The sequence below is a fragment of the Mesorhizobium dulcispinae genome (assembly GCF_033977345.1).
In the GTDB taxonomy this organism is placed as follows: Bacteria; Pseudomonadota; Alphaproteobacteria; order Rhizobiales; family Rhizobiaceae; genus Mesorhizobium; species Mesorhizobium dulcispinae.
On the sequence record NZ_JAVIIY010000031.1, the window covers coordinates 1 to 24,832 of the forward strand.

At 62.6% G+C, this 24,832-nt stretch carries 21 protein-coding genes; 14 read left to right on the forward strand and 7 right to left on the reverse strand.

The window, feature by feature from the left end:
- The 3 genes from RFN30_RS31100 to RFN30_RS31110 form a co-directional block, all read left to right on the forward strand.
- Positions 1 to 1,637: VCBS domain-containing protein (locus RFN30_RS31100; RefSeq protein WP_320265810.1), on the forward strand; the 1,637-nt coding region annotated here is incomplete at its 5' end.
- A 181-nt stretch (positions 1,638 to 1,818) separates the two neighbouring features.
- A complete protein-coding gene (locus RFN30_RS31105; protein ID WP_320265811.1) occupies positions 1,819 to 3,519 on the forward strand; it encodes a type I secretion system permease/ATPase in 1,701 nt (566 codons plus the stop codon).
- Positions 3,516 to 4,856, forward strand: coding sequence for an HlyD family type I secretion periplasmic adaptor subunit (locus RFN30_RS31110; protein ID WP_320265812.1), 1,341 nt, complete (start codon positions 3,516 to 3,518; stop codon positions 4,854 to 4,856). The genes RFN30_RS31105 and RFN30_RS31110 overlap by 4 nt, the downstream gene beginning before the upstream one ends.
- A gap of 29 nt (positions 4,857 to 4,885) precedes the next feature.
- Here RFN30_RS31110 and RFN30_RS31115 read toward each other — a convergent pair whose 3' ends face one another.
- Both RFN30_RS31115 and RFN30_RS31120 read right to left on the reverse strand, forming a co-directional pair.
- Positions 4,886 to 5,428 (reverse strand): dihydrofolate reductase family protein, encoded by a 543-nt coding sequence (locus RFN30_RS31115; protein WP_320265813.1) that lies wholly within the window; start codon positions 5,426 to 5,428, stop codon positions 4,886 to 4,888.
- A 184-nt stretch (positions 5,429 to 5,612) separates the two neighbouring features.
- On the reverse strand, positions 5,613 to 6,629 hold the full coding sequence (locus RFN30_RS31120; protein ID WP_320265814.1) for an aminopeptidase: 1,017 nt from the start codon (positions 6,627 to 6,629) through the stop codon (positions 5,613 to 5,615).
- On the opposite strand from RFN30_RS31120, the gene RFN30_RS31125 reads away from it, so the two are divergent.
- Together RFN30_RS31125 and RFN30_RS31130 are read left to right on the forward strand one after the other, a co-directional pair.
- Positions 6,604 to 7,083 carry a hypothetical protein gene (locus tag RFN30_RS31125; protein WP_320265815.1) on the forward strand — a complete coding sequence of 160 codons (480 nt, stop codon included), beginning with the start codon at positions 6,604 to 6,606 and terminating at the stop codon, positions 7,081 to 7,083. The two genes, RFN30_RS31120 and RFN30_RS31125, sit on opposite strands and share 26 nt — an antisense overlap.
- 100 nt (positions 7,084 to 7,183) lie before the next feature.
- The gene (locus RFN30_RS31130; RefSeq protein ID WP_320265829.1) at positions 7,184 to 8,077 is read left to right on the forward strand and encodes an HNH endonuclease; all 894 of its coding nucleotides are present in this window, start codon (positions 7,184 to 7,186) and stop codon (positions 8,075 to 8,077) included.
- Between the two features lie 28 nt (positions 8,078 to 8,105).
- Here RFN30_RS31130 and RFN30_RS31135 read toward each other — a convergent pair whose 3' ends face one another.
- Positions 8,106 to 10,328, reverse strand: a complete 2,223-nt coding sequence (locus RFN30_RS31135; RefSeq protein WP_320265816.1) for a DUF4435 domain-containing protein — start codon at positions 10,326 to 10,328, stop codon at positions 8,106 to 8,108.
- Positions 10,329 to 10,648: 320 nt separating this feature from the next.
- On the opposite strand from RFN30_RS31135, the gene RFN30_RS31140 reads away from it, so the two are divergent.
- From RFN30_RS31140 to RFN30_RS31160, 5 genes are all read left to right on the forward strand, one after another.
- Positions 10,649 to 11,701 carry a LacI family DNA-binding transcriptional regulator gene (locus RFN30_RS31140; protein ID WP_320265817.1) on the forward strand — a complete coding sequence of 351 codons (1,053 nt, stop codon included), beginning with the start codon at positions 10,649 to 10,651 and terminating at the stop codon, positions 11,699 to 11,701.
- Positions 11,702 to 11,766: 65 nt separating this feature from the next.
- A complete protein-coding gene (locus tag RFN30_RS31145) occupies positions 11,767 to 13,014 on the forward strand; it encodes an ABC transporter substrate-binding protein (RefSeq protein WP_320265818.1) in 1,248 nt (415 codons plus the stop codon).
- A 179-nt stretch (positions 13,015 to 13,193) separates the two neighbouring features.
- Positions 13,194 to 14,120 (forward strand): carbohydrate ABC transporter permease, encoded by a 927-nt coding sequence (locus RFN30_RS31150; protein ID WP_320265819.1) that lies wholly within the window; start codon positions 13,194 to 13,196, stop codon positions 14,118 to 14,120.
- Positions 14,120 to 14,977, forward strand: coding sequence for a carbohydrate ABC transporter permease (locus tag RFN30_RS31155; protein WP_320265820.1), 858 nt, complete (start codon positions 14,120 to 14,122; stop codon positions 14,975 to 14,977). The genes RFN30_RS31150 and RFN30_RS31155 overlap by 1 nt, the downstream gene beginning before the upstream one ends.
- 27 nt (positions 14,978 to 15,004) lie before the next feature.
- On the forward strand, positions 15,005 to 16,987 hold the full coding sequence (locus RFN30_RS31160) for a glycoside hydrolase family 127 protein (RefSeq protein WP_320265821.1): 1,983 nt from the start codon (positions 15,005 to 15,007) through the stop codon (positions 16,985 to 16,987).
- A gap of 75 nt (positions 16,988 to 17,062) precedes the next feature.
- On the opposite strand, the gene RFN30_RS31165 is transcribed toward RFN30_RS31160, so the two are convergent.
- A complete protein-coding gene (locus tag RFN30_RS31165) occupies positions 17,063 to 17,779 on the reverse strand; it encodes a DUF1194 domain-containing protein (RefSeq protein ID WP_320265830.1) in 717 nt (238 codons plus the stop codon).
- A gap of 334 nt (positions 17,780 to 18,113) precedes the next feature.
- Between RFN30_RS31165 and RFN30_RS31170 the strand changes: the two genes are divergently transcribed.
- Positions 18,114 to 20,090 (forward strand): BTAD domain-containing putative transcriptional regulator, encoded by a 1,977-nt coding sequence (locus RFN30_RS31170; RefSeq protein ID WP_320265822.1) that lies wholly within the window; start codon positions 18,114 to 18,116, stop codon positions 20,088 to 20,090.
- Here the strand turns inward: RFN30_RS31170 and RFN30_RS31175 are convergent.
- Positions 20,087 to 20,722, reverse strand: a complete 636-nt coding sequence (locus tag RFN30_RS31175) for a TetR/AcrR family transcriptional regulator (RefSeq protein ID WP_320265823.1) — start codon at positions 20,720 to 20,722, stop codon at positions 20,087 to 20,089. The two genes, RFN30_RS31170 and RFN30_RS31175, sit on opposite strands and share 4 nt — an antisense overlap.
- Before the next feature lie 76 nt (positions 20,723 to 20,798).
- Here RFN30_RS31175 and RFN30_RS31180 point away from each other — a divergent pair, with 76 nt between their 5' ends.
- The gene (locus RFN30_RS31180; protein WP_320265824.1) at positions 20,799 to 21,308 is read left to right on the forward strand and encodes a quercetin 2,3-dioxygenase; all 510 of its coding nucleotides are present in this window, start codon (positions 20,799 to 20,801) and stop codon (positions 21,306 to 21,308) included.
- A 5-nt stretch (positions 21,309 to 21,313) separates the two neighbouring features.
- On the opposite strand, the gene RFN30_RS31185 is transcribed toward RFN30_RS31180, so the two are convergent.
- Both RFN30_RS31185 and RFN30_RS31190 read right to left on the reverse strand, forming a co-directional pair.
- Positions 21,314 to 22,114, reverse strand: coding sequence for an endonuclease/exonuclease/phosphatase family protein (locus RFN30_RS31185; protein WP_320265825.1), 801 nt, complete (start codon positions 22,112 to 22,114; stop codon positions 21,314 to 21,316).
- Between the two features lie 24 nt (positions 22,115 to 22,138).
- Positions 22,139 to 23,599 (reverse strand): phospholipase D-like domain-containing protein, encoded by a 1,461-nt coding sequence (locus tag RFN30_RS31190; RefSeq protein ID WP_320265826.1) that lies wholly within the window; start codon positions 23,597 to 23,599, stop codon positions 22,139 to 22,141.
- 90 nt (positions 23,600 to 23,689) lie between these two features.
- Here RFN30_RS31190 and RFN30_RS31195 point away from each other — a divergent pair, with 90 nt between their 5' ends.
- Both RFN30_RS31195 and RFN30_RS31200 read left to right on the forward strand, forming a co-directional pair.
- Positions 23,690 to 23,908 carry a hypothetical protein gene (locus RFN30_RS31195; protein WP_320265827.1) on the forward strand — a complete coding sequence of 73 codons (219 nt, stop codon included), beginning with the start codon at positions 23,690 to 23,692 and terminating at the stop codon, positions 23,906 to 23,908.
- Between the two features lie 183 nt (positions 23,909 to 24,091).
- Positions 24,092 to 24,592, forward strand: coding sequence for a GFA family protein (locus RFN30_RS31200; protein WP_320265828.1), 501 nt, complete (start codon positions 24,092 to 24,094; stop codon positions 24,590 to 24,592).
- Positions 24,593 to 24,832: the final 240 nt, after the last annotated feature.

Here is a 24,832-nt window from a genome sequence, read left to right on the forward strand (position 1 = left end):
TCACCGTCTATGTCAAGGACGGCAGCACCGGCACGGCGAGCACCGCGGTCAACTTCGCCATCACCGGCACCAATGACGCCGCGGTGCTGTCCTCCGCCTCAGTCAATCTGACCGAGGGCAACACGGCCGCCGACATCTCGACCAGCGGCACGCTGTCGATTTCTGATGTCGACAGCGATCCGCACTTCGTCGTCCAGACCAATGTCGCGGGGAACTACGGCGCCTTCTCGATCGATGCCAACGGCGCCTGGACCTACACGGCGTCCTCGGCGCATGACGAGTTCGTCGCCGGCCAGCACTATACCGAGAACTTCGACGTGGTCAGTGCCGACGGCACGCACACCTCGATCGCCATCGACATCCTCGGCACCAGCGACGGTCCGGCCGCAGTTGGTGACAATGTCATCACCAACCTGGCGTCGGGAAGCGCCGTCATCATCCCGGAATGGGCGTTGATTGCCAACGATCCCGCCTCGGCAATCGATGTCTCAGGAGTAGGTTCCGCTACGGGCGGCACCGTCTCTCATTCAGCTGGTACCGGTGCAAACGGCACCGTAACCTTTGCCGACACTGCGCCCATGGGTGGGACATTCACCTACACGGCTACCGATGGAACGAGCGCTGGTGCGCCAGCCCTGGTGACCATCACTCAGGATAACGTCGGCACGCTCGACGGAACCTCGGGCAACGACATCCTTGTCAGCGCGACCGGCGGAGCGACGCTCGTCGGCGGGGCCGGCAACGATATTCTCCTCGGTGGAAGCGGCAACGACACCTACCAGTTCGGACTGGCTGATGGTCATGACATCATCTCGGACGCCGGCAGTGGCGGTGACAGCATCCAAATCGTGACCACCGCACCGTTGGACAGCACGTCGATCGGAACGCTTAATTTCGAGAGGGTGTCCAACGATCTTGTTATCGATGTTGGAGCCACCGAAATTACCATCCGCGATCATTATGTCGGAAGCGGCAACGTCGAGAGCATACAATTCACAAATGGCGGCACCGTGTATGGATATGCGCTGAGCTCGTCTTCCTACAGACTGCAAACGACCTTGTCGGGCGGCGGCACCGATGATGTGATCGCCTCTACTTCGGCGGGTCAGGCCCTAACCGGGGGGAACGGCAACGATCTTCTCTTCGGAAACGGTGGCGATGACAGCACGATTAATGGCGGAAGCGGCAATGACCTTGTTGTCGGCGGTACCGGCAACGATACGCTCGTGGGCGGCGGTGACAATGACACACTCGTGGGCGGCGACGGCAACGACACGCTGACAGGCGGAGCCGGGATCGACACGCTCACCGGCGGCATTGGATCCGACATTTTCAACTATGGCTCTGCGGTCTCGGATTCGCCGGCAAGTGCCTCAAACGACACCATCACCGACTTCGTGCATGGCGTCGACAAGATCGACCTGTCATCCATAGATGCCAATACGGGCAGCGGCGGAGACCAGGCTTTCCTGTTCGGCGGACAGAATGCGGCCACCGTCGCCAACAGCATCACCTGGTCCGAAAGCGGCGGCAACACGATCGTCCATGTCGATGTGACCGGCAATACGACGGCCGACTTCCAGATCACGCTGACCGGCGTCAATCTCGGACTGACGGCGAGCGACTTCGTGCTGTGACGAAGGAGGTGAGCCGTAGCCATGCGCGGCTCACCTCGTCTGCCGAAAATCGACGATTCGAGGTTACGAATTAAGGTTTACAGCAGGTTTACGGGCGGATCGCGTGGCCGGTTGAGGGATAGGGAGTAGGATCGCTTCCGGGCAAGCGGTTTGGACAGGGGGGCGGTTCTCCGCTGGGTACGTGAATTTCGACAAGAAATCCAAAATCGTCAGGGAAGCGCTTCGCGCCTGCCGCCGCTATTTCCTGTTTGCGGCGGCGTTCAGCCTGGCGATCAACCTGCTCTATCTCGCGTCCCCGCTCTACATGCTGCAGATCTACGACCGGGTGGTCACCAGCGGCAGCGAGACGACGCTGGTGATGCTGACCCTGGTGCTGCTCGCCGCTTTCCTGGCGCTGGCCGGGCTCGACCTGGTGCGTGCCGCGATCCTGACGCGCGCCAGCGCACGGCTCGACCGGCTGCTTTCGGCCAGGATCCTGGCGGCCTCCGTCGAGACGCCGTCGCAGGGCGCCGCGCAAAGCCAGCCGATCCGCGATTTCGACACGTTCCGGCAGGTGATCACCGGCAGCGGCATTCACGCTCTGTTCGACCTGCCGTGGTCACCGATCTACATCGGAATCATCTTCCTCCTGCATCCCTGGCTCGGCTTCTTCGCGCTCGGCTCATCGCTGCTTCTCATCGCCATGGCGGTGCTCAACGAATACATTGTGCGCGCGCCGCTGAAGCGGGCCAACGACCTGGCGACGGCCAACTACAATTTCACCGAGATGAGCCTGAGGAACGCGGAGGTCATCCGCGCCATGGGCATGATCGACGGCCTCGTCCGCCGCTGGGGGCGCGACCGTGGCCTCGCGCTCCGGCAGCAGGGGCAGGCGAGCGACCGCGCCGCGGTGATGTCCGGGCTGATCCGCTTTCTGCGGCTGACCATGCAGTCGCTGATCCTCGGTCTCGGCGCCTATCTGGTCATCGAGCGGCAGATCACCGGCGGTTCGATGTTCGCGGCCAGCCTGTTGCTGGGCAGGGGGCTGCAGCCGGTCGAGCAGATCGTCGGCCTCTGGCGCAGCCTGATCCTGGCGCGGGCCGCTTTTGGCAGGGTCGAGAAGCTGCTGGACGGCGGCGCGCAGGGCGAACGCTCGTTCAACCTGCCGAAGCCCACCGGCAAGATCGCCGTCGAGCAGCTCAGCTTCGCCATTCCCAGCCTGCAGAAGGTGCTGCTGCGCGACGTCTCGTTCCGGCTGGAAGCAGGCGAGGCGCTCGGCATCGTCGGTCCTTCCGGCGCCGGCAAGTCCACGCTCGCGCGTCATCTCGCGGGCATCATGCAGCCGAGCCGGGGCACGGTCAGGCTGGATGGCGCCGAACTCACGCAATGGGGACGGGAGGCGCTCGGCGACCATATCGGCTATCTGCCGCAGGACATCGAGCTGTTTTCCGACACGGTGGCCGCCAATATCGGCCGCTTCAAGACCGATGTCGACCGCGAGGTGATCGAGGCGGCACGCCTCGCCGGCGTGCATGAGATGATCATCCGCCTGCCGCAGGGTTATGAGACGCAGATCGGCGAGGGCGGCGCGGTGCTGTCCGGCGGCTACCGGCAGCGCATCGCGCTTGCCCGCGCAGTGTTCGGCATGCCGAACCTCATCGTGCTCGACGAGCCGAGCTCAAACCTCGATGCCGATGGCGATCGCGCACTGGCCGAGTGCGCGCTGGAGCTCAAGCGCCGCGGCAGCACGGTGATCATCGTCTCGCACCGGCCCTCGACGTTGGCCAATGTCGACAAGATCCTGCTCCTGCGGGACGGCGCCCTCGAGGCCTTCGGCATGAAAAACGAGATCGTGGCGCTGCTCAACCAGCGCGCGGCGCCGATGGCGGTGGCAACCCAATGACCGACATCGCCGCCACCTATCGCAACCTCACCGGCGCTGAAGACGCGGGCATCAACCCGGATTCGATACGAGGACCGATTTGGGTCGGCCTGCTTATCATTTTCGCCTTCTTCGGCGTGTTCGGCGGCTGGGCGGCGATGGCGCCGCTCAACGGGGCGGTGCTTGCAGACGCGGTGGTGAAGGTCGAGGGCAACCGCAAGAGCGTCCAGCATTTCGATGGCGGCACGGTGAAGGAAATCCGGGTCAAGGACGGCGACCTCGTCAAGGCGGGCGATGTGCTGGTCGTGCTCGACGACACCCGCGCCCGCTCCGAGTTCAACCTCTACTCCCAGCAATATGCGCTGCTGCGCGCCACCGATGCCCGCATCCGCGCCGAGCTCGACGGCCATGAGGACGTCGCCTTTCCGAAGGATATCACCGCCGAGCACCAGGCCTATCTGCAGGATGCGATGGCCAACCAGATTGCCGACCTCGAGAGCCAACGCGCCTCGATGGCCGGCGCCAGGCAGATCCTGCAGAAGCGCATCGCCGAGCTCGACGAGCAGATCGATGGCAAGCAGGCGCGCGTCGAATCTTTCCGTGCGCAGCTCAAGTCGACGGTCGACGAAAAGGCAGGCCTCAACAAGCTGCTGAAAGCCGGCCTGACGACGAAGCCTCGTATTCTGGAGCTCGACCGCTCCGCCTCCGACCTGCAGGGCCTGATCGACCAGGCTCTGGGCGAGATCGCGGGGAACCGCCAGAGCAAGGCCGAGCTCCAGAGCCAGATCGCGCAACTCGCCAACGAGCGCCGCGCAAAGCTTTCGGCCATGCTGATCGACACCCAGTCGAACCTCGCCGACCTGGTGCCGAAGATGTTCGCAGCACAGGCTACTGTCGATCGCGCCGAGGTGCGAGCGCCCTATGACGGCCAGGTGATGGATCTCACCGTCTTCTCGACCGGAGCGGTCGTCGCACCCGGCCAGACCATTCTCGACATCGTGCCGACCAGGAATTCGCTGATCGTCCAGGCGCAGGTCAAGGTCGAGGACATATCCAGCCTGCGCGCCGACATGACGGCCGAAATCCGCTTCACCTCCTACAAGCAGCGCACGACGCCGGTCATCCACGGCCGCGTTGCCCGCATCTCCGCGGACCGCGTCACCGATGCCAAGACCGGCTTTCCCTATTATGTCGCCGACATTGCGGTGGATCGGCAGGAACTCGCCGCCGCACCGCAGATCCAGCTCTATCCCGGCATGCCGGCGTCCGTCATGATCGTGACCGAGGAGCGCACCGCGCTGGACTATATCCTCGGGCCGTTGACGGCGTCGCTGCATACCGCGTTCCGGCAGAAGTAGCCGTATACTCCCAGACCGAAGTTTCCGTGTCAGCTCCTCGGCGCTGCCGGCCTGTACTCCAGCGCCACCACGCCGTTGCTGAACGGCACGGCCGAGACCAGCTCCAGCGCAAGCTGCCTGTCGGACGGGAACAGCGGCTTGCCCTGGCCGACGGCGCCGGGATAGACGAGCAGCCTCAGGCGGTCGACGAGGCCGTGGCTGAGCAATTGCCGGGCAATGCTCAAGCTGCCGTGGACATAGATGTTGCCGCCGCTTGTCCGCTTCAGCCCGGCGACCGCTTCGGGCAGGGAGCTCGCAAGCAATTCCGCCGGCTGCCAGTCGAGCGCCTTCAGGCTCGTCGAGGCGACATATTTCGGCAGCGCGTTGAAGCGGTCGGCGAAGTCGCCGGTTTCGGAGGGCCATGAGCCGGCAAAGATCTCGTAGGTCGTGCGGCCGAGAAGCATGGCGCCGCTGTCGGCAAGCTCATCCTCCTTGAACGCGTTCATCTCGTCGTTCCAACTCACGCCCGGCAGCTTCTCGACCTCGGCGATGCCGTCGACGCTGATGAACTCGGTGACGATAACGTCTCTCATGGTGCTCTCCATCGGTCAGGGTCGCACCATAGGACGCATACGTCGTCGGTTTCCCGACAAACGAAAAAGCCCGCCGGAGCGACCGGCGGGCCATTTTGCTGCTTGCCTGGAGCTTAAAGCGCGTCGCGCCGAAACGGATTCAGGCGACGCGCTTGAAGTCTTTAAGGACTGGTGCTTGTTCAAATCAATCACACGTAGCCGCAGCCTTAAGCGCCTCGGCACGGTTGTGCAAATCCGCGATCCGTCGAACAGAAGCGTAGAACCTCGGATAATCGCCGGAGCACAAGTCGAACAAGCGAAGAAAAGCTGGCACCTGTTCGCCGTAGACGGCAGTCGCGGCGAGCTTCGCGTTGTTGATCGGGGCATCGAACCAGGCGTCGTATCCCCGGTACCCGGCCCAGCGCTTGTCGCGCAATTGCCGGTAACGCATCCGCAGCCTGTCGATTGTGGCTGCCTTGGCAGCCGCCATCTGCTGCGGGTTGCGGGGACTTCCGTAGACCTGCCTCAACTCGTCCCGGGTTTTCGATATCAGTCCGAGAAAATCGGCGCTGCGCTTGCGATTGGTTTCGTAGCGGCGCAATCCGGCGCGGTTGCCGGTGGCGCGGAGCCATTTCCTGACGCCGGTGGTTTCGACGGCAACCGCGAAGGCCTCGTTGAATGCGGAGTCGCCATTCACATAGATTTTCTGATGCGCCAGCTCATGAAAAACGAGGCTTGCGAGATAGGTGTCGTCCTGACGCAGCATGGTGCTGAGCAGCGGGTCGCTGGACCAGCCCAGTGTGGAATATGCCGTGACGCCCGAGACATAAACGTCCAGCCCCTGTCGCTGCAGTTCGGCAGCGCTTTCGGCAGCGGATTTCCGGGAAAAGTAACCCCGGTAAGGAACGCAACCGAAGACCGGAAAGCACCATGTTACCGGGGCGAGCGAGAATTGCGGCGCAGCAAAAACGGCGTAAGTCACAGCGTCCCGGCCGATGTCGACATAGCTGTGGTAGCTGCTGTTGTCGGGTAGCGCCAGGTCATCCGTGGCAAAGCGGCGTATGGCGCTCGCCGACGTCAACTTGGCGCGCAATGGCTTTGGCGTCGAAGGATCATTGATCAGCTTCCCGACATTCCTGCGCGCGGCCATGATCTGCACATGACCCTCCAACGACTGCGCGTAGTAGGAAATGCTGGTGCATCCGGTCACCCCGGACGCCATGATCGCCGCGGCAAGCAATCGAAAAACGCGCTTCAAAGCTTGCCCACCGCTTGCTCATCTCCCCAAGGAGCAAATGTCCCGATTGCCCCACTGTCTCAAACAGGCGGGCATTTTCGTCAAGACCTACAGGGGGCAGCGGGTCGGACTTTCGACACTTTGGCCGGATTGGCAAATGCGGCCATTCGCTTGCGAATTGAGGATGTCTCACCCGCAGTGCGGCGAGATCGGACTGTGCACCGGGATGCCACGTTCCCCCAAGGTGGTCTGCTGCCGGTTCCGAACCTGGCGTCTCCCCAACGAGCACTTGCGCCACTTCGACCGTGACTCGCTTGTGGCACCCCTCGCGCACAGCGGCTTCGAATGCGTGACGCTGAACCGCTTCGAGGTCGGCATCAGGCTGCAGCCCGGCGAAGCGGGCGCGAATATTTTGTCGGTTTTTTTTAGGAAGGTGTAGGCCAGCCGGCCGGGGAAAAACTTCTGCTAGCTAGACTAAGCTCCAAATATCGGGCTGTATCAGCTTGGACGTATTTCCAAGCAACGCATTGCAGAAGATCATGGCATTTGGGGTTTTCATTCACCGTACAGATTCGATCTATGACGACAGCCCCGCTGAGCAATACCAGTTCCCCCGCCAGTATCTGCGCCGTGTCGAAGCCTGTGTCGGCGATTGGATCATCTACTACGAGCCCAGCAAGGTATCCGATACTCGTGGCTATTTCGCCATGGCCAAGGTCCAGCAGGTCATTCCCGACCCAGCAGCGCCCGACATGTACCTCGCTCTGATTGAGCCCGGAACCTACCTCGACTTCCTCAATCCTGTTCCATTCAATGGGGTCGACGGTCTGGTCGAACGAGGTCTACTCAATGACGCTGGCAGAATATCAGGCCGCGCCCAATCTGCTGTCCGCCCGCTTGGTCCAGCCGACTTCAACCGAATCCTCGATCTGGCTTTCGACGCGAATGAGGTGGTGCTGCCGCGTGTCGATGAAATCGGCGGCGGCTTTCAAGATGAGCAGGCGCCCTTCGAGTTCGAGCAGAGCCGGGACCGCGTGAGCTACATCGGATCGCGAATCGTGCGGGACCGAATATTTCGCCGCATCGTCCTACGCGCCTATGACGAACGCTGCGCGATCACGGGGTTGAAGTTGATCAATGGCGGCGGCCGAGCCGAGGTTTCCGCCGCCCACATTCGACCGGTCGAGGCGAACGGACCCGATGTCATCAACAATGGCATCGCGCTGTCCGGCACCGCGCATTGGATGTTCGATCGCGGGTTGATCAGCCTCTCCGACGATCTGGAAATCCTGATCTCGCGGCAAGTCAACGACCTCGACAGCGTGCACGGTTTCATCAACAAGACGCGCCGCGCGCTCTCGCCGAGCCGATTGTTTGAACGTCCGCATCCTCGGTTCTTGCAGTGGCATCGGGAGCACTGTTTTAAGCAGTGAGATGGACCTCGATCGACCTTGCTTGCGCCTAAGCCGATTCGCGTACGTTTTCGGGCCTAACGAGCTTGCCTATTGCCGCAGCCAAATCTCCAGTGCCGGTCTTGCGAAGGATCGCAGCGGCGTATTCTGCTGACAGACGCGTCGCTATCCCGGCGGTTATAGCATTGTGCAGATAGGTAACGCCGTCTCTGCCTCTTTCGAGTTCACCTCTCGAAACCGCCTCAGCGCTTTGGATTGCAAGGTCAGCGAGATGCTCCGCTGTTAACGTGCCAATGTTGGAGCCGATCGACGTATAGAGCACTTTCCCGACTCCGTGAAACTGTTCCAACTCTTTGATTACGATATCGTTCACATTTGGCGTGGTTGGCGCGGAATAGGCGCCTGACGCATTACGCGTTTCGCGCCGCCATAGCATGTCGCGCCCTTGGGCAAGCGTGACATCGTCTCGAAGCACGAGGATCGCCCCTTTGACACGTTCTCCCTGTTCAAACGGAACGAGAGTGGGGGCACCGCCACGGGAGATACTCGACCGCGCAAACTCCACCGGGAAGGGTGTAGAAATGCCGACAGACATTCTACGCGTTATGATGCTCTCCAATTCAGCACCTGGCTCATCTATTAGCGAGCCATAGGCAAGAATGCCTATCGAACGTTTGGGCTCGATGGAAGGGAGCTGCGTCGATACGGCGTCAACCAAAGTCCCACCCTTTTCCGTGTTCATTGTCCGTAGGACCAAGTCCTGCAGTGCGGTGCGAGACTTTATTCCTAAAGTCTGTGCGGCAACATCTAACAGCCCTTTGTTGTCGTAGAGCGCGATAATCCTCTCATACTCGCTCTTGGCGACATGTTCTTGAAAGTCGGCGAGTAGCTTGGCGTAGATTTTTGCAGGGTCTACGGCTGCAACGGCAGCGCCATATTCGGTGACAAGTGCCGTACTGTCCTTTGCTTTCAATCCGACCCGCTTAAGGCTTCTGTCGATTTTACGCTTTGTCGCGGACAGCGCGTATTTCTCAGCATCACTGGCTGCCAGTTTGAGGACCACTTGCTTTAGCTCGTCCAAACGCTTCTCTGCATCCGCGTCATCAAAATGCGCGAGCCGCGCCAGCTCTTTGAACGGCGATGGAAGCAACAATACGTTTTCAACTTCCGCGACCGCCAGGGCATGGATATTTTTCGCTCTGAGATGTGCGATCAACTGATCGTCACGGCCGTCGGCGTCGATCAGTCCGGCGCATCCCAGCCTATGGAACGCCTTTTGCTGCTCCATACTTGCGACGGCATGAATCACGCTGTCGCAAGAGCCAATCGGGATGACCGTGAAGTCTCTGTATACTGCCCGATAAATCGCGACGTCGAGACTTCCCCCATCTCCCTCCGTGAAAAGAACAGGAAGCCTGCTTCCAACTATTCGCGTTGTGATGTCATCAGGGATGCCGGTGTCGGACGGGATTTCCTCCAACTCCCATTGCTCACCCCGCGTTCCGTTCTCATAGGAGTTGATCGCGAATTTGCGTGCAAGTGTGCGCGTGGTCGCGAACTCGACATCATGTGTTAGATAAGCGAAGACACAGTCCGAGCGGGCGGCCTCCAGAGCGTCCCAGAGTTTGGGTAAGATCGAGCGGTTGATGTGAAGCTCGGGCTCGTCAATTACAATGATCGTGTTTTTTCTCGCGAGCAGAGCCTGACCGAGCATGTAGAATGTCGCACGCTCTCCGTCGCTCAGGTCGGCGGCATCGTAATCGTTGCTGGACGATCCGAATGATTTGACCTTTATGTTGCCGGAAAGGACGACTAACTCGCGATGGGGTAGCAAGGAGTCCCAAATTGCCTTGAGCCGATCCAACTTGGTCTGAGGCGGCGCGATCGTTAAGTCCTTTAAATGCGCTCGTCGATGCTGAACCGAAATTTCGTTCTCTTCAGCGTAGAGGGCCGCGACGACATGATCGAAATCTGAGAGCAACGCGATCGCCGGCTTGTTTTGCCACCGGAAGACCATTCTATTCCCTAGGTGGTCTTCGTGACCATGAGACAATCTGTTGAGTGCAGCTTCGAAATTGGGAGGCTGTACCTTAGTGTTGAGCACCAATGCTCGATGCGCGCCAACTCTATGCACAGCTAGTTGAGTGCTCTCTACCATCACTCCGAGGCGACTCTTCCCTGAACCGTTAGGGCCGAGAAAGACGAGCGTCTCGCCGAGTTTGGCGGTGATTTTGTATTCGCCAGCCGATGTAGGAATCTTGATCTCAAACATCAAAACACTCATGTAGGTCGTAGCAGAAATCAAGTATACTGAAGCGCGTTCTGATACCACAACTTTCGGCTGTCGCGCTTTGAAGTTAACTGTTTGACCGTTCTCAGGTAGCAAGCTGATGTCTGCAGCTGGCGCGAGCTAGCCATCGACGACCAACCGCAGCTGCTCGTCCTTGCCACTTGCCAACCTCCCCACCTTCCCCTAGTCTCCTCTGAGAAAACCTTTTCCCAAATCGCCTCGCGTCCGCTGACCTCACCCGTCATCACCGCGCAGGGCAGCAAGGGAAAACCTTTTCCCAGCTAAGGGAATCCGCCGCGCCCATGTCCGCCGACGCCGAGCCAGCGCCAGTTTCCACCAAGCCGCCGGTCACGCTGCGCGAGGTGGCGGCGGCGGCCGGCGTCAGCGTGGCGACGGCCTCGAAGGCGCTGAACGGGCAGGGGCGGATGACGGCCGAGACGCGCGAGCGCATCCGCGAGACGGCGCGGCTGCTTGGCTTCCGGCCGAACAGCCTGGCGCAGAGCCTTCTTCGTAAGCGGAGCTTTACCGTCGGCCTGCTCACCAACGATACCTATGGCCGCTTCTCGCTGCCGCTGATGGCCGGAGTCTCCGATGCGCTGGTCGATAATGGCGTGTCGGTGTTCCTGTGCAATGTCGAGGACGACACGCGGCTCGGCCAGCTGCATGTCGAGGCCATGCTCGACAAGCGCGTCGACGGCATCATCGCCACGGGAAAACGCATCGACCGCCATCTGCCGGTCGACCTCTCCAACCTGCGCGTGCCTGTGGTCTATGCCTTCACTCAGCCGGACCCCGGCGCGGTCGGCCTCGTTTCCGACGATGCCGGCGGCGCGCGGCTGGCGGTCGAGCACTTTCTGCGCCTCGGGCGCCGGCGCATCGCCCATGTCAGCGGCCCGGCGAGCTTCGCGGTGGTGCATACGCGGGCGCAGGCCTACCGGGACGTGCTTGAAGAGAACGGCTTGCCCATCAACGAGCCGCTGCTGGGCGCCTGGTCTGAAGGCTGGGGCCATGAGGCGGTGGCAAAACTGTTCGGCAAGGCGGGCAGGGAAGGCTGGCCGGACGCCGTCTTCTGCGGCAACGACCAGATCGCGCGCGGCGTCATCGATGCGTTGCGCGAGCGCGGCATCCACGTGCCCGACGATGTCGGCGTCATCGGCTTCGACAATTGGGAGATCGTGGCCGAGGCGACGCGCCCGCCGCTCACCTCTGTCGACATGAACCTTTCGACGCTCGGCCGCGAGGCCGGGCTCGCTCTGCTTTCGCTCGTGGGCGGCCAGCCGGCCGCGCCGGGCATCAGGAAACTGCCGTGCCGGCTGGTGGTGCGTCAGTCATGCGGCCGTCCGCCGGGCGGTTGAGGCAGCAAACGAAACGGCCGTCGCGCAACGGCCAAACCGGGAGGAGAACCATGAGGAGGAATAAAGTGAAAACCTTGATTGCCAAGCTGGCTTTGGCCGCTGCCGTGATCGGCGGCGGGCTGCAGGCGGCGTCCGCCGAGACTGCCAACATCTGGGTGCGCGCCGACGGCTCGAACTTCATGCCGCGCATCGTCGATGCCTTCAACAAGGCGCATAAGGACCAGATCAAGCTCGATATCATTCCCAACGCCGAGATCATCCCGAAATATGGCGCCGCCGCCGCCGGCGGCACCGCGCCCGACGCGCTGTCGCTCGACCTGATCTACACGCCGTCCTTCGCCGCCGCCGGCCAGCTCGAGGACATCACCGACTGGGCAAAATCCTTGCCCTATTTTTCCAGCCTCTCGCCGGCCCATGTAAAGACCGGCACCTATAAGGGCCGCGTCTACGGCCTGCCGTTCTCGGCCGATTCTTCGGTGCTGATCTGGAACAAGAAGCTGTTCAAGCAGGCCGGACTCGACCCCGAGAAAGGGCCGAAGAACTGGGCCGAGATCGAGGCCGACGCTGAGAAGGTCAACGCGCTCGGCGGCGACATCAAGGGCTTCTACTTCTCCGGCAATTGCGGCGGCTGCAACATCTTCACCTTCACGCCGCTGATCTGGGCCTCGGGCGGCGACATCCTCGCCGAGGACGGCTCCAAGGCGACGCTGGACAGCCCGCAGCTGCGCGGCGCGATCGACCTCTACCGCTCGATGGTGAAGAAGGGGCTGGTGCCTGAAGGCGCGCAGACCGACACCGGCGCCAACTTCTTCGCCGCCTTTGCCGGCGGCAAGATCGGCATCTCGCCGTCGGGCGCCTTCGCCATCGGCGCGCTCAACACGCAATATCCCGACATCGACTACGGCATCACCTTCCTGCCGGGCAAGGATGGCGGCTGGTCGTCCTTTGCCGGCGGCGACAATTTCGTCGTCACCAAGGGCACCAAGAAGATCGCCGTGGTGAAGGAGTTCCTGGACTTCGCCTATTCGCTGGAGGGCCAGACCATCCTCGCCAAATACGGCAGCCTGCCGGTGCGCGGCGACATCGCCAAGGACGCGCTGAAAGACCTCGATCCGCGCTACCAGGTGGCGGCCGAGGCGATGGCCAAGGGCCGCACGCCCTACACGGTGGTGTTCAACGACCTGATCAACTCCGCCAACGGCCCGTGGACGCAGATGGTCAACGAGGTCTTGTTCGGCGACGATGTCGACGGCGCGATCTCGAATGCGCAGGAGACCATGCAGTCGATCATCGACCAGGCGCCGAACAAGTAGCGCCAGCCAAAACCTCCCCCTTGAGGGGAGGTCGGACCGAAGGTCCGGGTGGGGTCGCCGCGGCAGTGCTCGACGCTATCTCCCCGTCGGCGCGCGTCGCGGGCGACCCCACCCCCGGCCTTCGGCCGGACCCTCCCCTCAAGGGGGAGGGGAACGTAGCGCCAATGGATGAGCACGGCATGGCTTCGATAACAGCAACCTCCGTTCCCGCCCGCGTCCGCACACGGGCCGGTGTCAGCCGCCGGCAATGGGTGGGGCTGCTCTATGTCCTGCCGGCCGTTGCCTTCGTCGTCGTCTTCTTCGTCATCCCGCTCGGCATGACGGCGTGGATGTCGCTCAACAACTGGCCGCTGATGGGCGAGCATGCCTTTGTCGGCTTCGACAATTACTTCGCCATCCTGCGCGACACCCGCTTCTGGAACGCGCTCAAATTCACCTTTTACTACACGGTGATCGTCACCATCGCGATCTTCGCCGTCGCCTTTCCGCTGGCGATCTTCATCGAACGGCCGCGCCCGCTCACCAATCTCTACCGCGCCGCCTTCTTCATGCCGGCGGTGGTGGGCTTCGCCTCGGCGAGCCTGCTCTGGTCGTGGCTCTTGAATGTCGATTCCGGCCTGTTCAGCCCGGCCGCCTTCGACCTTGGCCTGACCGAGAGGAAGGTCAATCTTCTCGCCACCTTCCAGCCGGCCTTCTGGTCGATCATCGCCATGGTGGTCTGGAAGGTCGCGGGCTTCACCATGATCATCCTGATGACCGGCCTGCAGTCGATCCCGCAGGACTTGCAGGAGGCCGCCGTCATCGATGGCGCCGGCCCGTTCGCCAGGTTCCGATCGATCACCCTGCCGCTGATGCGCCGCACGCTAGCCTTGGCGCTGATCCTGTCGGTCGCGGGCTCGATCCTCGCCTTCGACCAGTTCTACATCATCCTGCGCGGCGGCCCGCGCAACCAGACGCTGACGGCGGTCTACTGGATCTTCAACCAGTCCTTCGTGTCCTTCAAGCTCGGCTACGGCGCCGCGCTCTCCATGGTGCTCTTGGTCATCCTGGTGGCGCTCAGCCTCATCCAGCTCTGGCTGCTGCGCAAGCCCGAGGGGCTCGACTGATGGCCGAGGCGATGTCGCAGAACCGGAAGGCGGCCTTCAGCCTCGCCAGGCATTCCACCGGCATGATCGCCTCGCTGCTGTTCCTGGCGCCGATCGTGTGGACCGTGCTCTCCACCTTCAAGCCGGCGCAGGAGGCGCGCCAGCCGCCGCTGCCGCCCTGGCCGACCACCGGCTTCTCGGTCGAGAACTATCAGACGCTCAACACCTTCGGCGACGGGCTTTGGGCCTCGGCGCAGAACAGCATCTATGTCTCGGCGATGACGGTGATCTTGTCTGTTCTGGTCAGTGTGCTCGCCGGCTACGGCTTCTCGCGCTTCCGCTTTCCGTTCCGGGACTTCTTCTTCGTCCTCATCCTGTCGACGATCATGATCCCGTTCCAGTCGATCCTGACGCCGATCTTCCTGGTGCTGACGAGGCTGGGTCTCCACAACACGCTGACGGGCCTGGTCTGCGTCTACGTCACGCTGCAGCTTCCCTTCTCGATCTTCATGATGCGCAACGCCTTCGACGCGGTGCCGCGCGAGATCGAGGAGGCGGCGCGCATGGACGGCGCCAACAATGTCACCATGCTGGTCAAGGTGATGCTGCCGCTTGTCTGGCCGGGTGTGGTCACCATCGCGCTCTTCGCCTTCCTCGGCGCCTGGAACGAGTTCCTGGCGGCGCTGGTGCTGATGACCGACCAGTCCAAATTCACCCTGCCGGTGATGATGACGGCGCTCCAGTCCGGCCGCTTCGGCGCCATCGACTGGGGCGCGGTGCAGGCGGGCGTCACGGTGATGATGGTGCCCTGCCTGATCCTCTTCCTGGCGCTGCAGCGCTTCTACATCCGCGGCCTCATGGCCGGGGCCGTCAAATGATTTCCCGCATTCGAATGGAGTGACGTTATGACCGCATCGCAGCCCGCCGCCGCAACCGACACTGCCAGGCCGAAGCTTGCCTTCCGGCCGTTGCCAGTGCCGCAGGTCGATGTCCGCGGTTTCTGGGGCGATCGCGTCGACGCGGTCGCTACTCGGACCGCCGAGATCCTCTACGAGCGCTGCGTCGAGGCGCGCATGCTGGAGCAGATCGATCCGGACCGGCCGTCGCCGGGCGTCGTCATTCCCTTTCATTCGCCGTCGCCGGACGAGGCGGCCCATCCGGGCTTCACCGGCTCGACGGTGACGACGCAGATGTTCTGGGATTCCGACTGGGGCAAGACCATCGAGACCGCCGCCTATTCGCTCTACCGGCGCCGCAATCCGGATCTCGAAAAGAAGATCGACGCCGTCATCGATATGTACGGCAAGCTGCAGCAGGAGGACGGCTACCTTTCAAGCTGGTACCAGCGCATCCAGCCCGGTCTGCGCTGGACCAACCTGCGCGACTGCCACGAGCTCTATTGCGCCGGCCATCTGATCGAGGGCGCCGTCGCTTACTTTCAGGCCACGGGAAAACGCAAGTTGCTCGACATCATGAGCCGCTACGCCGACCACATCGCCTCGATGTTCGGCCCGGAGCCCGGCAAGAAAAAGGGCTATTGCGGCCATGAGGAGGTCGAGCTGGCGCTGGTCAAGCTCGCCCGCGTCACCGGCAAAGAAAAATATATGAAGCTGGCAAAGTACTTCATCGACCAGCGCGGGCTTGAGCCGCATTATTTCGACGAGGAGGCGCGCGCCCGCGGCGCCGACCCGAAGGCCTATCACTTCAAGACCTACGAGTATAATCAATCGCACAAACCGGTGCGCGAGCAGGACAAGGTCGTCGGCCACGCGGTCAGGGCGATGTATCTCTATTCCGGCATGGCCGACATCGCCACCGAATACGGCGACGACAGCTTGCGCGCGGCGCTCGACAGGCTGTGGGACGATCTGACCACCAAGAGCCTCTATGTCACCGGCGGCCTCGGGCCGTCGGCGCACAATGAGGGTTTCACCAGCGACTATGATTTGCCCAACGAAACCGCCTATGCCGAGACCTGCGCCTCGGTCGGCCTGGTGTTCTGGGCAAGCCGCATGCTCGGCATGGGTCCGAACTCCCGCTACGCCGACATGATGGAACGCGCGCTTTACAACGGCTCGATCTCGGGCCTGTCGCTCGACGGTTCGCTGTTCTTCTACGAGAATCCGCTGGAGAGCCGCGGCGGCCATCATCGCTGGAAATGGCACCGCTGCCCTTGCTGCCCGCCCAATATCGGCCGCATGGTCGCTTCCATCGGCAGCTATTTCTACGGCCTTGCCGACGATGCGCTGGCAGTCCATCTCTACGGCGACTCGACCGCGCGCTTCGAAATCGGCGGCCGGCCGGTCACCCTCGTCCAGACCAGCAACTATCCGTGGGACGGCGCCGTCGCGATCGAGGTCGGGCCGGAAGCGCCGCTAGAATTCACGCTTTACCTGCGCATCCCCGCCTGGTGCCGCAACTCGGCGCTCAGGGTAAACGGCAAGATGGTCGATCTCGATGCGGCGACCAGCGACGGCTACGCCGCGATCCGGCGCGAATGGCAAAAGGGCGATCGGGTCGAGCTTGATCTCGAAATGTCGATGGCGCGCCTTTTCGCCAACCCGCATGTGCGCCAGGACATCGGCCGCGTGGCGCTCGCGCGCGGTCCGCTGATCTACTGCGTCGAGGAAACCGACAATGGCGGCGGGCTGCACCGCATCGCGCTGCCGCGCGAGGCCAGGCTGGAAGCGCATTCCGAGCCGAACCTTCTCGGCGGCATCGTTACGCTCTCGGCGATCGGCAGCCGGGCCGGGACGGAAAACTGGGGCAGCGATCTCTACCGCTCCGAACCGCCCGCCGCGGAGGAAACGAAGCTCAAGGCTGTTCCGTATTTCGCCTGGGACAACCGCGATCCCGGCGAGATGCTGGTCTGGCTGCGGGAAGGGTAGGGCGGCGGCGCCGCATCCGCATCGGGCCTGCCGCGGCGCTCGCCGCGCTCTGGTCAAAGGCGCGGCGCTGCCTGCCTATTGAGGTTCTGTCGCCGGAATGTATCGGTCGACGTTCATGCTGACTTCCGTCACCAGCTTGCGGCGCAGCGCCGTGATGTAGTCACGCGGCCCCGATGTCGAAATCACGAAGGCCTGCGAGCCGCCGATGACGGAGCGGGCAAAATAGGATGCCAGCGATTGCCCGGGGTCCTCGTCCGCCGACGGAATGGCGATCGCATTGATCGTGTATCCCCTGGCAATGGCGTTCACTCTGCTGGGTTGAACGGGAAGCCCGTCGTTGTTCTCGCCGTTGGAAGAGATGTCGATCACTTTCTTCATCGCGTTTCCCGGAAACTGATCGAGCAGGAGGCTTCCGACATCGATGGCCGCCGAAACCGATGTTCCTCCCCGGCCGCGACGGAAATAGCCGGTGTCTCCGCTCTTGCTGATCACCGACGCGGCCGCCTTGGCGTCTTCCAGTCCGCAGATGCGGGTCCACGGCAGCACGGTCCGCGTATAGCCGGGGCTTGACCATTCGAAATAGGTCACCCCGATGCAGCCGATGTAATTCTGGGAAATGGCGCTGATGATCTCGGGCGCGGTGAGCGCCGCGGCATGTCCTTCGCGCTGGAGATCGGCAAGCTTGGGGTCGATCGAGGACGAAAAATCGACCGCGAATGCGATCGCGACGTCGACGTTCATGACCGCGAGGTCGAGGTTGGCGGCATGTGCGGGCGGGTCCCAGAATGCCATGGCGACTAACGCCGCCGATCCTAGCAGTGAACGGGCGCGCTTCCCCGGCCCGGTATCGGGTTGGCGGCCCGATTTCCCATGAAGACGTTCGACCATATTGCCCTCCATCTCAATGCGGACCCCATAGCGCGGCGGCAAACAGGAGCAGCAGATTGGCTGTGAGCTTTGACATGCGCCGCACCCCGCGGGCCGGAACCATGATAGGTTCAGTCTCCACTAATTCAGCGAAGCCTAATTGAGCTATCGTCAGGGCAGCGCTTTGGGAGTCGGACTGCGGAGTTTCCGGAACGTTAGTTTTGAGTTAGAATTTCGTCATTCTGAAAGCTGTTAAGCAATGCAAAGCGGGGAAGGCGGCGCTGCCGGCAGGATCTCACTCTTCGGCGGTTTCCAGATTGAAAAGGAAGCTGGCGGTCCAGTCTGGCTGACCGGAAAGCGAGGTCCCGCAATCCTCGCCTATCTGGCTCGATGTCCGGGTCTGGCGGCGCCACGCGAGCGGCTGGCCGACCTGCTGTGGAGCAACAGCGACAGCGAACACTCGCGCAACAGCCTGCGGCAAACGCTCAGCGTCCTGCGCCGGGATCTGTCGCGGGCGGGCATGGATATCATCCATTCCCACAAGGAACTGATTGGCATCAGGCCAAACGCGGTACGGGTTGACGTGGAGGATTTCGAAGCCGGCCTGTCGGCCCGATCCGCTTCGGAGCTCGAAACCACCCTGGCACTTTACACGGGGCCGTTTCTCGACGGCTTCTACCTCGGGAGCAATGCTTTCGACGATTGGGCGGCATTGGAACGCGAAAGGCTGCTGAGCCGCGCGCTCGAATGGCTGGAGAAGCTCGCCCGTCTCGTGGACGCTGAAAGCGGGCTGGCGGTGGCCGATCGAATTCTGTCCATGGAACCGACGCGGGAGGAATCCTATCGGCTGAAGATGGAGTTGCTCGTCGCCTGCGGCCAGCGAGACAAGGCGCTGCGAACGTTCGAGGCCTGCAGAAGCATCCTGAAGAAGGAATTCGGCGTCGATGTCAGCCCGGAAACAAGAGCGCTTTGGCAATCCATCTCTGCCGCCGACGGTTCATCGAGCCAGCAATTGGTCAACGGTGTTTCGGGCGTTCAGCACGTCGGGCGTCCATCCATCAGTGTCGCCGACTTCGTCAACCTGACGGGAGAGCGAGCCGACGACTTTTTCGCCAAGGGACTCGTGCATGACATCAGCACGGCCCTTTCCGAGGTGGCCAACTACATCATTCTCTCGGGGTTCTCAGCGCTTGAGAAGAACGGCGAGGAATCCAAGGCGTCGGCTCTTCCGCGGGCCCGTTACACGCTCAGCGGCAGCATCCAGAGGTCTGGGGACGAACTGCGGGTGAACGTCCAACTCGTCGACGCTGCCGGCGGTCACAATGTCTGGGCCCAGAAATTCGACGGCCACTCGGAGAATGCGCTCGAATTCCAGGACAGGATCGCGCAGTCGGTTGTGCTGGCGGTAAGCCTCGAGCTTCAGCTGACCAACTGGAAAGTTCGCGACAAGAGCCCCGCGGGCGTCCCCGAAGTGCGCTGGCTGGTGAATGAAGCGCTGATGAAGTACTTCGAGATGACCAGGGACTCGCTGTTGGAGTCGAAGAAACTGGCCGAGAAGGCGCTGTCGATCGCGCCCGAAAATGCTCGGGCAAAGCGGACACTTTCCATCGCGACGACCATGGGGCTTGCATTCGGCGCGCTGCCCGGCAGGCGCGAGCACGTCGACAACGCGATCCGGCTGGCCGAAGACTCGGTCAGGGCCGTGCCGGACGATGAAATCGCCCGCTGCATCCTGTCCTTTGCCTATTTGTGTGACGGCCGTGTCGACGAGGCAATTGTCGAATGCCGTCACGCGGTCAGCCTGAACCCAAGCTACCCGAGTGGCCACGGTGATCTCGGCGAGCTTTACGGCCTGCGCGGCCAGGTGAGCGAAGCGCTGCGCTCGGCCAATGAAGCGATACGTCTCGGCACGCACGACGTCATCGACTTCTGGCGCCATCACGCCCTGGCGGTCGCGCTGTTCGCCGGCGGCGACGACCGCCGGGCGCTCGAAGTCGCCCGCAGGGTGGTCAGGACAAAGCCGGGTTTCGTCCGCGGCGCCCTTTACTGGGCGGCCGCTGCTTCGGCGACTGGGAACAATGAAGAGGCCTCACGCGCCGTCCATCATTGCCTGTCGCAGCTTCCACATCTCAACCTGGGCAATGTCTGCCCCGGCTTCATGCCACGCTATGTGAAGGATGAGCATCACGCCCGGTTTCTCGAAATGCTGTCGAGAGCCGGTCTTCCAAGTTCCTAGCCCCGTGATGCCGGGGCGCCGGCATTGCGCTCATCCTCAAGCGCCGCTTTCACCAGCGCATTCGCCGCCCATACCGAAAGCGCCTCGCCCTCCGTCGCGCCAAGGCCGCAGACATCGCGCTGGACGATCAGTGCTTCCCAGCCGATCACCATGGCCAGCGCCTGTACAAGCCGGGTCCAGCGGTCCGGGTCCAGCCGGTCCCGTAGCGGCGACAATGCCTGCTCGATCCATTCGATCCGTCGATAGCCGCGGCGCGGCACGCCTTCCTCGGCCGGAGCGCCATTCGCGTCGACGGTCAGGCGGATCAGCGAACGCCCGAGACGCTCGACTTCGGGACTGACGTTATGCAGCGCGCGGACGAGATGCTCCACTCGCGCTTCCCCATCATCGCTCGTTTGCTCGATGGCGCGGTCGACCGACGCCTGGCTGAGCGCGCCGACGGTTGCATCGAGCAGCAGCTGATCGAAGCTCGGAAAATAGAGATAAACCGTTCGTCGCGAGACGTCGGCAGCGGCGGCCACGTCGTTGACGGTCGGTGTCTCGCCGCGCGCGAGCAGCGCGATCGCCGCGTCGACGATCGCCTTGCGAGTGCGCCTTTTCTGGGCGGTGCGGAGGTGTGGATTGACATTCATGCAAGTAGAGTATACCGAAGTGCACTAATTGCACAAGAGTGCAATAAAGCAGCAAACACCTTGAAAGGGGGCTTTCATGACAATTTCCACCCATACCGCCGATGACGCCCATTTCCTTGGCCCGGGGGAGGGGGAAGCGATCTGGTTTTTGAGGAACCGCATGACGGTGAAGGCCACCGAGGCCAGCACCGGAGGCGGTTTTGGCCTGCTGGAATCCCTGATCGCGCCGGGGTTCTCGCCGCCGCTCCACGTCCATCACCGCGAGGACGAGTCCTTCTACGTGCTGGAGGGGGAACTGACGATGAAATGCGGCGATCGCACTTTCCGGGCGACTGCCGGCTCATTCGTGTTCCTGCCGAGAAACGTTCCCCACACCTTCGTGGTCGAGGGGAACAAGCCGGCGCGGATGTTGACGCTGCTGACGCCGGGCGGCGGCGAGGGCGTTTTCATCGACGGCGGACGGCCGGCGGAGGCGGAAGGGTTGCCGCCGGCGACGCCGCCCGACATCGAGGCTCTGAAGCGTGTGAGTGCCCGCTATGAGGCCGAGATCGTCGGGCCGCCAATGGCGCCAGCGGCCAGCGCTTAGCTTCGCTACAGATGCACGTAGGCCGTGAGCGGCAAATGATCGGAGGCGACGCGCGACAGCGGCGTGTCATGCGCCTCCACCGCCGAGACCATGTCGTGCCGGTTGCCCATGATCCGGTCGAGCGCCAGCACCGGCAGGCCCGACGGGAAGGTGGGCACCGCGGGCGGCGAGGGGCCGAAGGTGGTGTGCAGCGTGTTCAGCGCCGAACGGTTGCCGAGCCGCCATTCGTTGAGGTCGCCAAGCAGCAGCGTCGGCCTTTCATCCGAGCTGCTCATGATGTCGAGCACGACCCGGGCCTGTTCCGAACGCGAGCGGCGTAACAGGCCGAGATGGGCAGCGATCACGCGCAGCGTCCGGTTCTCGTCGAGATCGATCTCGGCGACCAGCGCCCCGCGCGGCTCCAGGCCAGGCAGCTTGATCTGGTGAACGTCGCGCACCGTGCCGCGCTTGAACAGAAGCACGTTGCCGCGCCAGCCATGCGCCTTGCCGTTTCCGCTGACCGGCACCGGCACCAGCCCGGTTTCGATTTCGAGGCGGTTGAGGTCGAGCAGGCCGGCCCGGTCGCCGAAGCGGTTGTCGGCCTCCTGCAGCGCGATCACGTCGGGGCTGATTTCGCGGATGACGCGCGCGGTCCGCTCGGGGTCGAATTTGCGGTCGGTGCCGATGCATTTGTGGACGTTGTAGGAGGCGACCACCATCTCGGCGCCGCCGACCCGTTTGGGCGGCGTCGCTTTCGCCTTCCGCATCTTTCTGCCGCGGATCGACAGGAGCACGGTTTCGGGGAGGCTGCGTCCGTTTCTCTCCATGGGTCTGCTGCTCGTCTTCCTCGTCTATAGATAGGGCGATCCCAGCCACAGCAATCGGTCGAAGACACGAATGACGAAGGGCCGGGCCTTCAGCGTTTGCAGCGTCACCTCTTGCGCCGATGCGATCGCGGCGCCGATACGGGCCTCGATCTCGGCGGCGAAGGTGGCATCCAGAATCTCCATGTCGATCTCGAAGTTCAGCCGCAGCGAGCGGGCATCGAGATTTGACGAGCCGACATAGGCCCAGACGCCGTCGATTGCCATCAACTTGGAGTGGTCGAACGGGCCTTCGTGGCGCCAGACGCGACAATAATGCTTCAGCACCTGGTCGAACTGCGCCGTCATCGCATGGTCGACAAGGAAGAGGTTGTTCACCGCCGGCACGACGATGTCGATCTCGACGCCGCGCCGGCCGGCGGTGGTCAACGCGCTGATCAGCTCCCGGTCCGGCAGGAAATAGGGTGACATGATGCGGATCGACTTGCGGGCGACCGAAAATGCACCCATCAGCAGCTTGTGGTTGGTTTCGTTCGAGGCATCCGGCCCCGTCGCCACGGCTCTGACCAGCATCGGCTGGCCGAGCGGCGGCGCGGTTCGCTCGACTTGCCAGACGTCGCCCTTCAGCGCCTCGTTGCCGGCGAAGCGCCAATCCTCGGCGGCGACCGAAAACAGGTCGGCCACCACCGGGCCGGTGACCTCGAAATGCGTGTCCCTGGAACTCTCGGAGCCCGCGAATTCGGCCGAGAATCCCTTGCGGATGTTCATACCTCCGGTGAACGCCACCATGTCGTCGACGACCAGGATCTTCCTGTGGGTTCTGAGGTTCGCATAGGGAAGTCTCAATCCCATGACGATGTTGCCGTTGAAAAGGTCGACGGCGACGTCGGCTTCCTTGAGCTGATGGAGAACGCTGGGCACGGAATAGCGCACGCCTACGGCATCGATCAGCACGCGCACCGTGACGCCGCGTTTGACCGCGCCGGCAAGCGACTGGACGAACATGTGCCCGACGGCGTCATTGTCGAAAATGTAGGTCTCGAGAAGCACGCTTTTTTGCGCGCCGTCGATGGCTCGGCACATCGCCGTATAGGCCTCGTCGCCGGTCTCGAGCACGGCGATCGTGTTTCCCGAAGTCAGCGGCCGCCGCGTCACCCTGTCGCCGAGCGTCTTCAGCCCTATGAAGCGCTCGCCGTGCTGGGCGCCGATCAACGCCTCCAAGGCGACGTCGCGGTCGTGTCTGGCCTCGGCGGCCTCGCCGGTGACGGGCCGCATGGCGCTGATCGTCGCGCGGCGGATGCGGTTGATGCCGGCGATGGCGTAAATGATCGCTCCGAGGAAGGGCGACAAGAGCATCACGCCGACCCAGCCGGTGGCGGCGCGCACGTCCTCCTTCGTCATGATGGCATGGACGATGCCCACGGCCGCCATCGCCAGGGACAGGGCGAGAATAAGCGTCGACCAGTGACTCGCAATCGTCTGCAACATCGGCCCGACTATTGAGCGATGACGAGCGGAAGGCAATGCGGCGGGTTAGTGCGGGACGAAAACAAGTACTTAGCGGGATGACCGGGGCGAATGACAACCAACACCGTCCGTGAGCTGATCGTCGGCTTTGACCTGAAGGCCGATGATGATGATCATCTCTCAAGACGCGAACGTCAGCTTCGCGCCGCAATATCGGACGTCAAAGCCACGTTGATCAACTTCCAAAAGCGGACTTCGCCAGCGCCCGCACCGGAACTTCGCGGCTGCGGACCCACTGAACAGTCTCTGCGAGCTTCGGCCACCGCTTAACCGGCGGTTGAAGCGGAAGTTATTGGCAGACGGTCGGGAAGGCGTGATCGGGTCCATTCTTTTGGGCTGACAAACCACACCCACTAACACCAGAATTAGATCCGCTCTTGGGAGGCTGGACTATCAAAGACGAATACCTAAAAGAGATTAAGCCCAAACCCGCCTCTTGAAGGAGGAGAAAAAATGAAACGCATCGAGATGGAGATGAGCGGCGGCTGCCAGTGCGGTGCCGTGCGCTACCACGCAAGCGCTATGCTCGACAACTCGCATCTCTGCCATTGCCGCATGTGCCAGAAAGCCTCGGGCAACATCTTTGCCGCGCTCGTCGCCGCGCCCGATGAGGCGCTCACCTGGACACGCGGCAAGCCGAGCGTCTGGAAGAGCTCGGAGCTTGTCGAGCGCGGCTTCTGCGCCAATTGCGGCACGCCATTGTTCTTCCACCACCTCGAAAACGGTCGCACAAACCTGATGATTGGTTCGCTTGACGATCCGCACGCCTTCCCGCCACTTGCCAATACCTGCACCGAGAACATGGTGGCATGGTTCGATACGATCACGGGCATAGAAAATACCGGTGCGACCGAAAACAACGGAACCGACTGGGCCGCGGCGATCAAGGAGAGTAACAACCAGCACCCCGATCACGATACCACCTCATGGGCGATGAGGGGGCGTGATGGCTGAGTCCTATTCCGGCGGTTGCCAGTGCGCGCTGTCCATTGCCGCTATTCCGAAAAGCCGTCGTGCCGGAAAACCAGCGACAGCAACGGCTTACTTCAAGATGATGCACGCAGGGTGCCTGAAGGTCTGCTCTGTAGCTAATTCGTGCCTCGAAGCAGCCCGTCAGCTTCCGTGAAGAGTTTCGGGCGCCGGCAGGCGTACGAAAGTCCCCGAGGAAGGAACCCGCGGGCCACAGGCGATGGT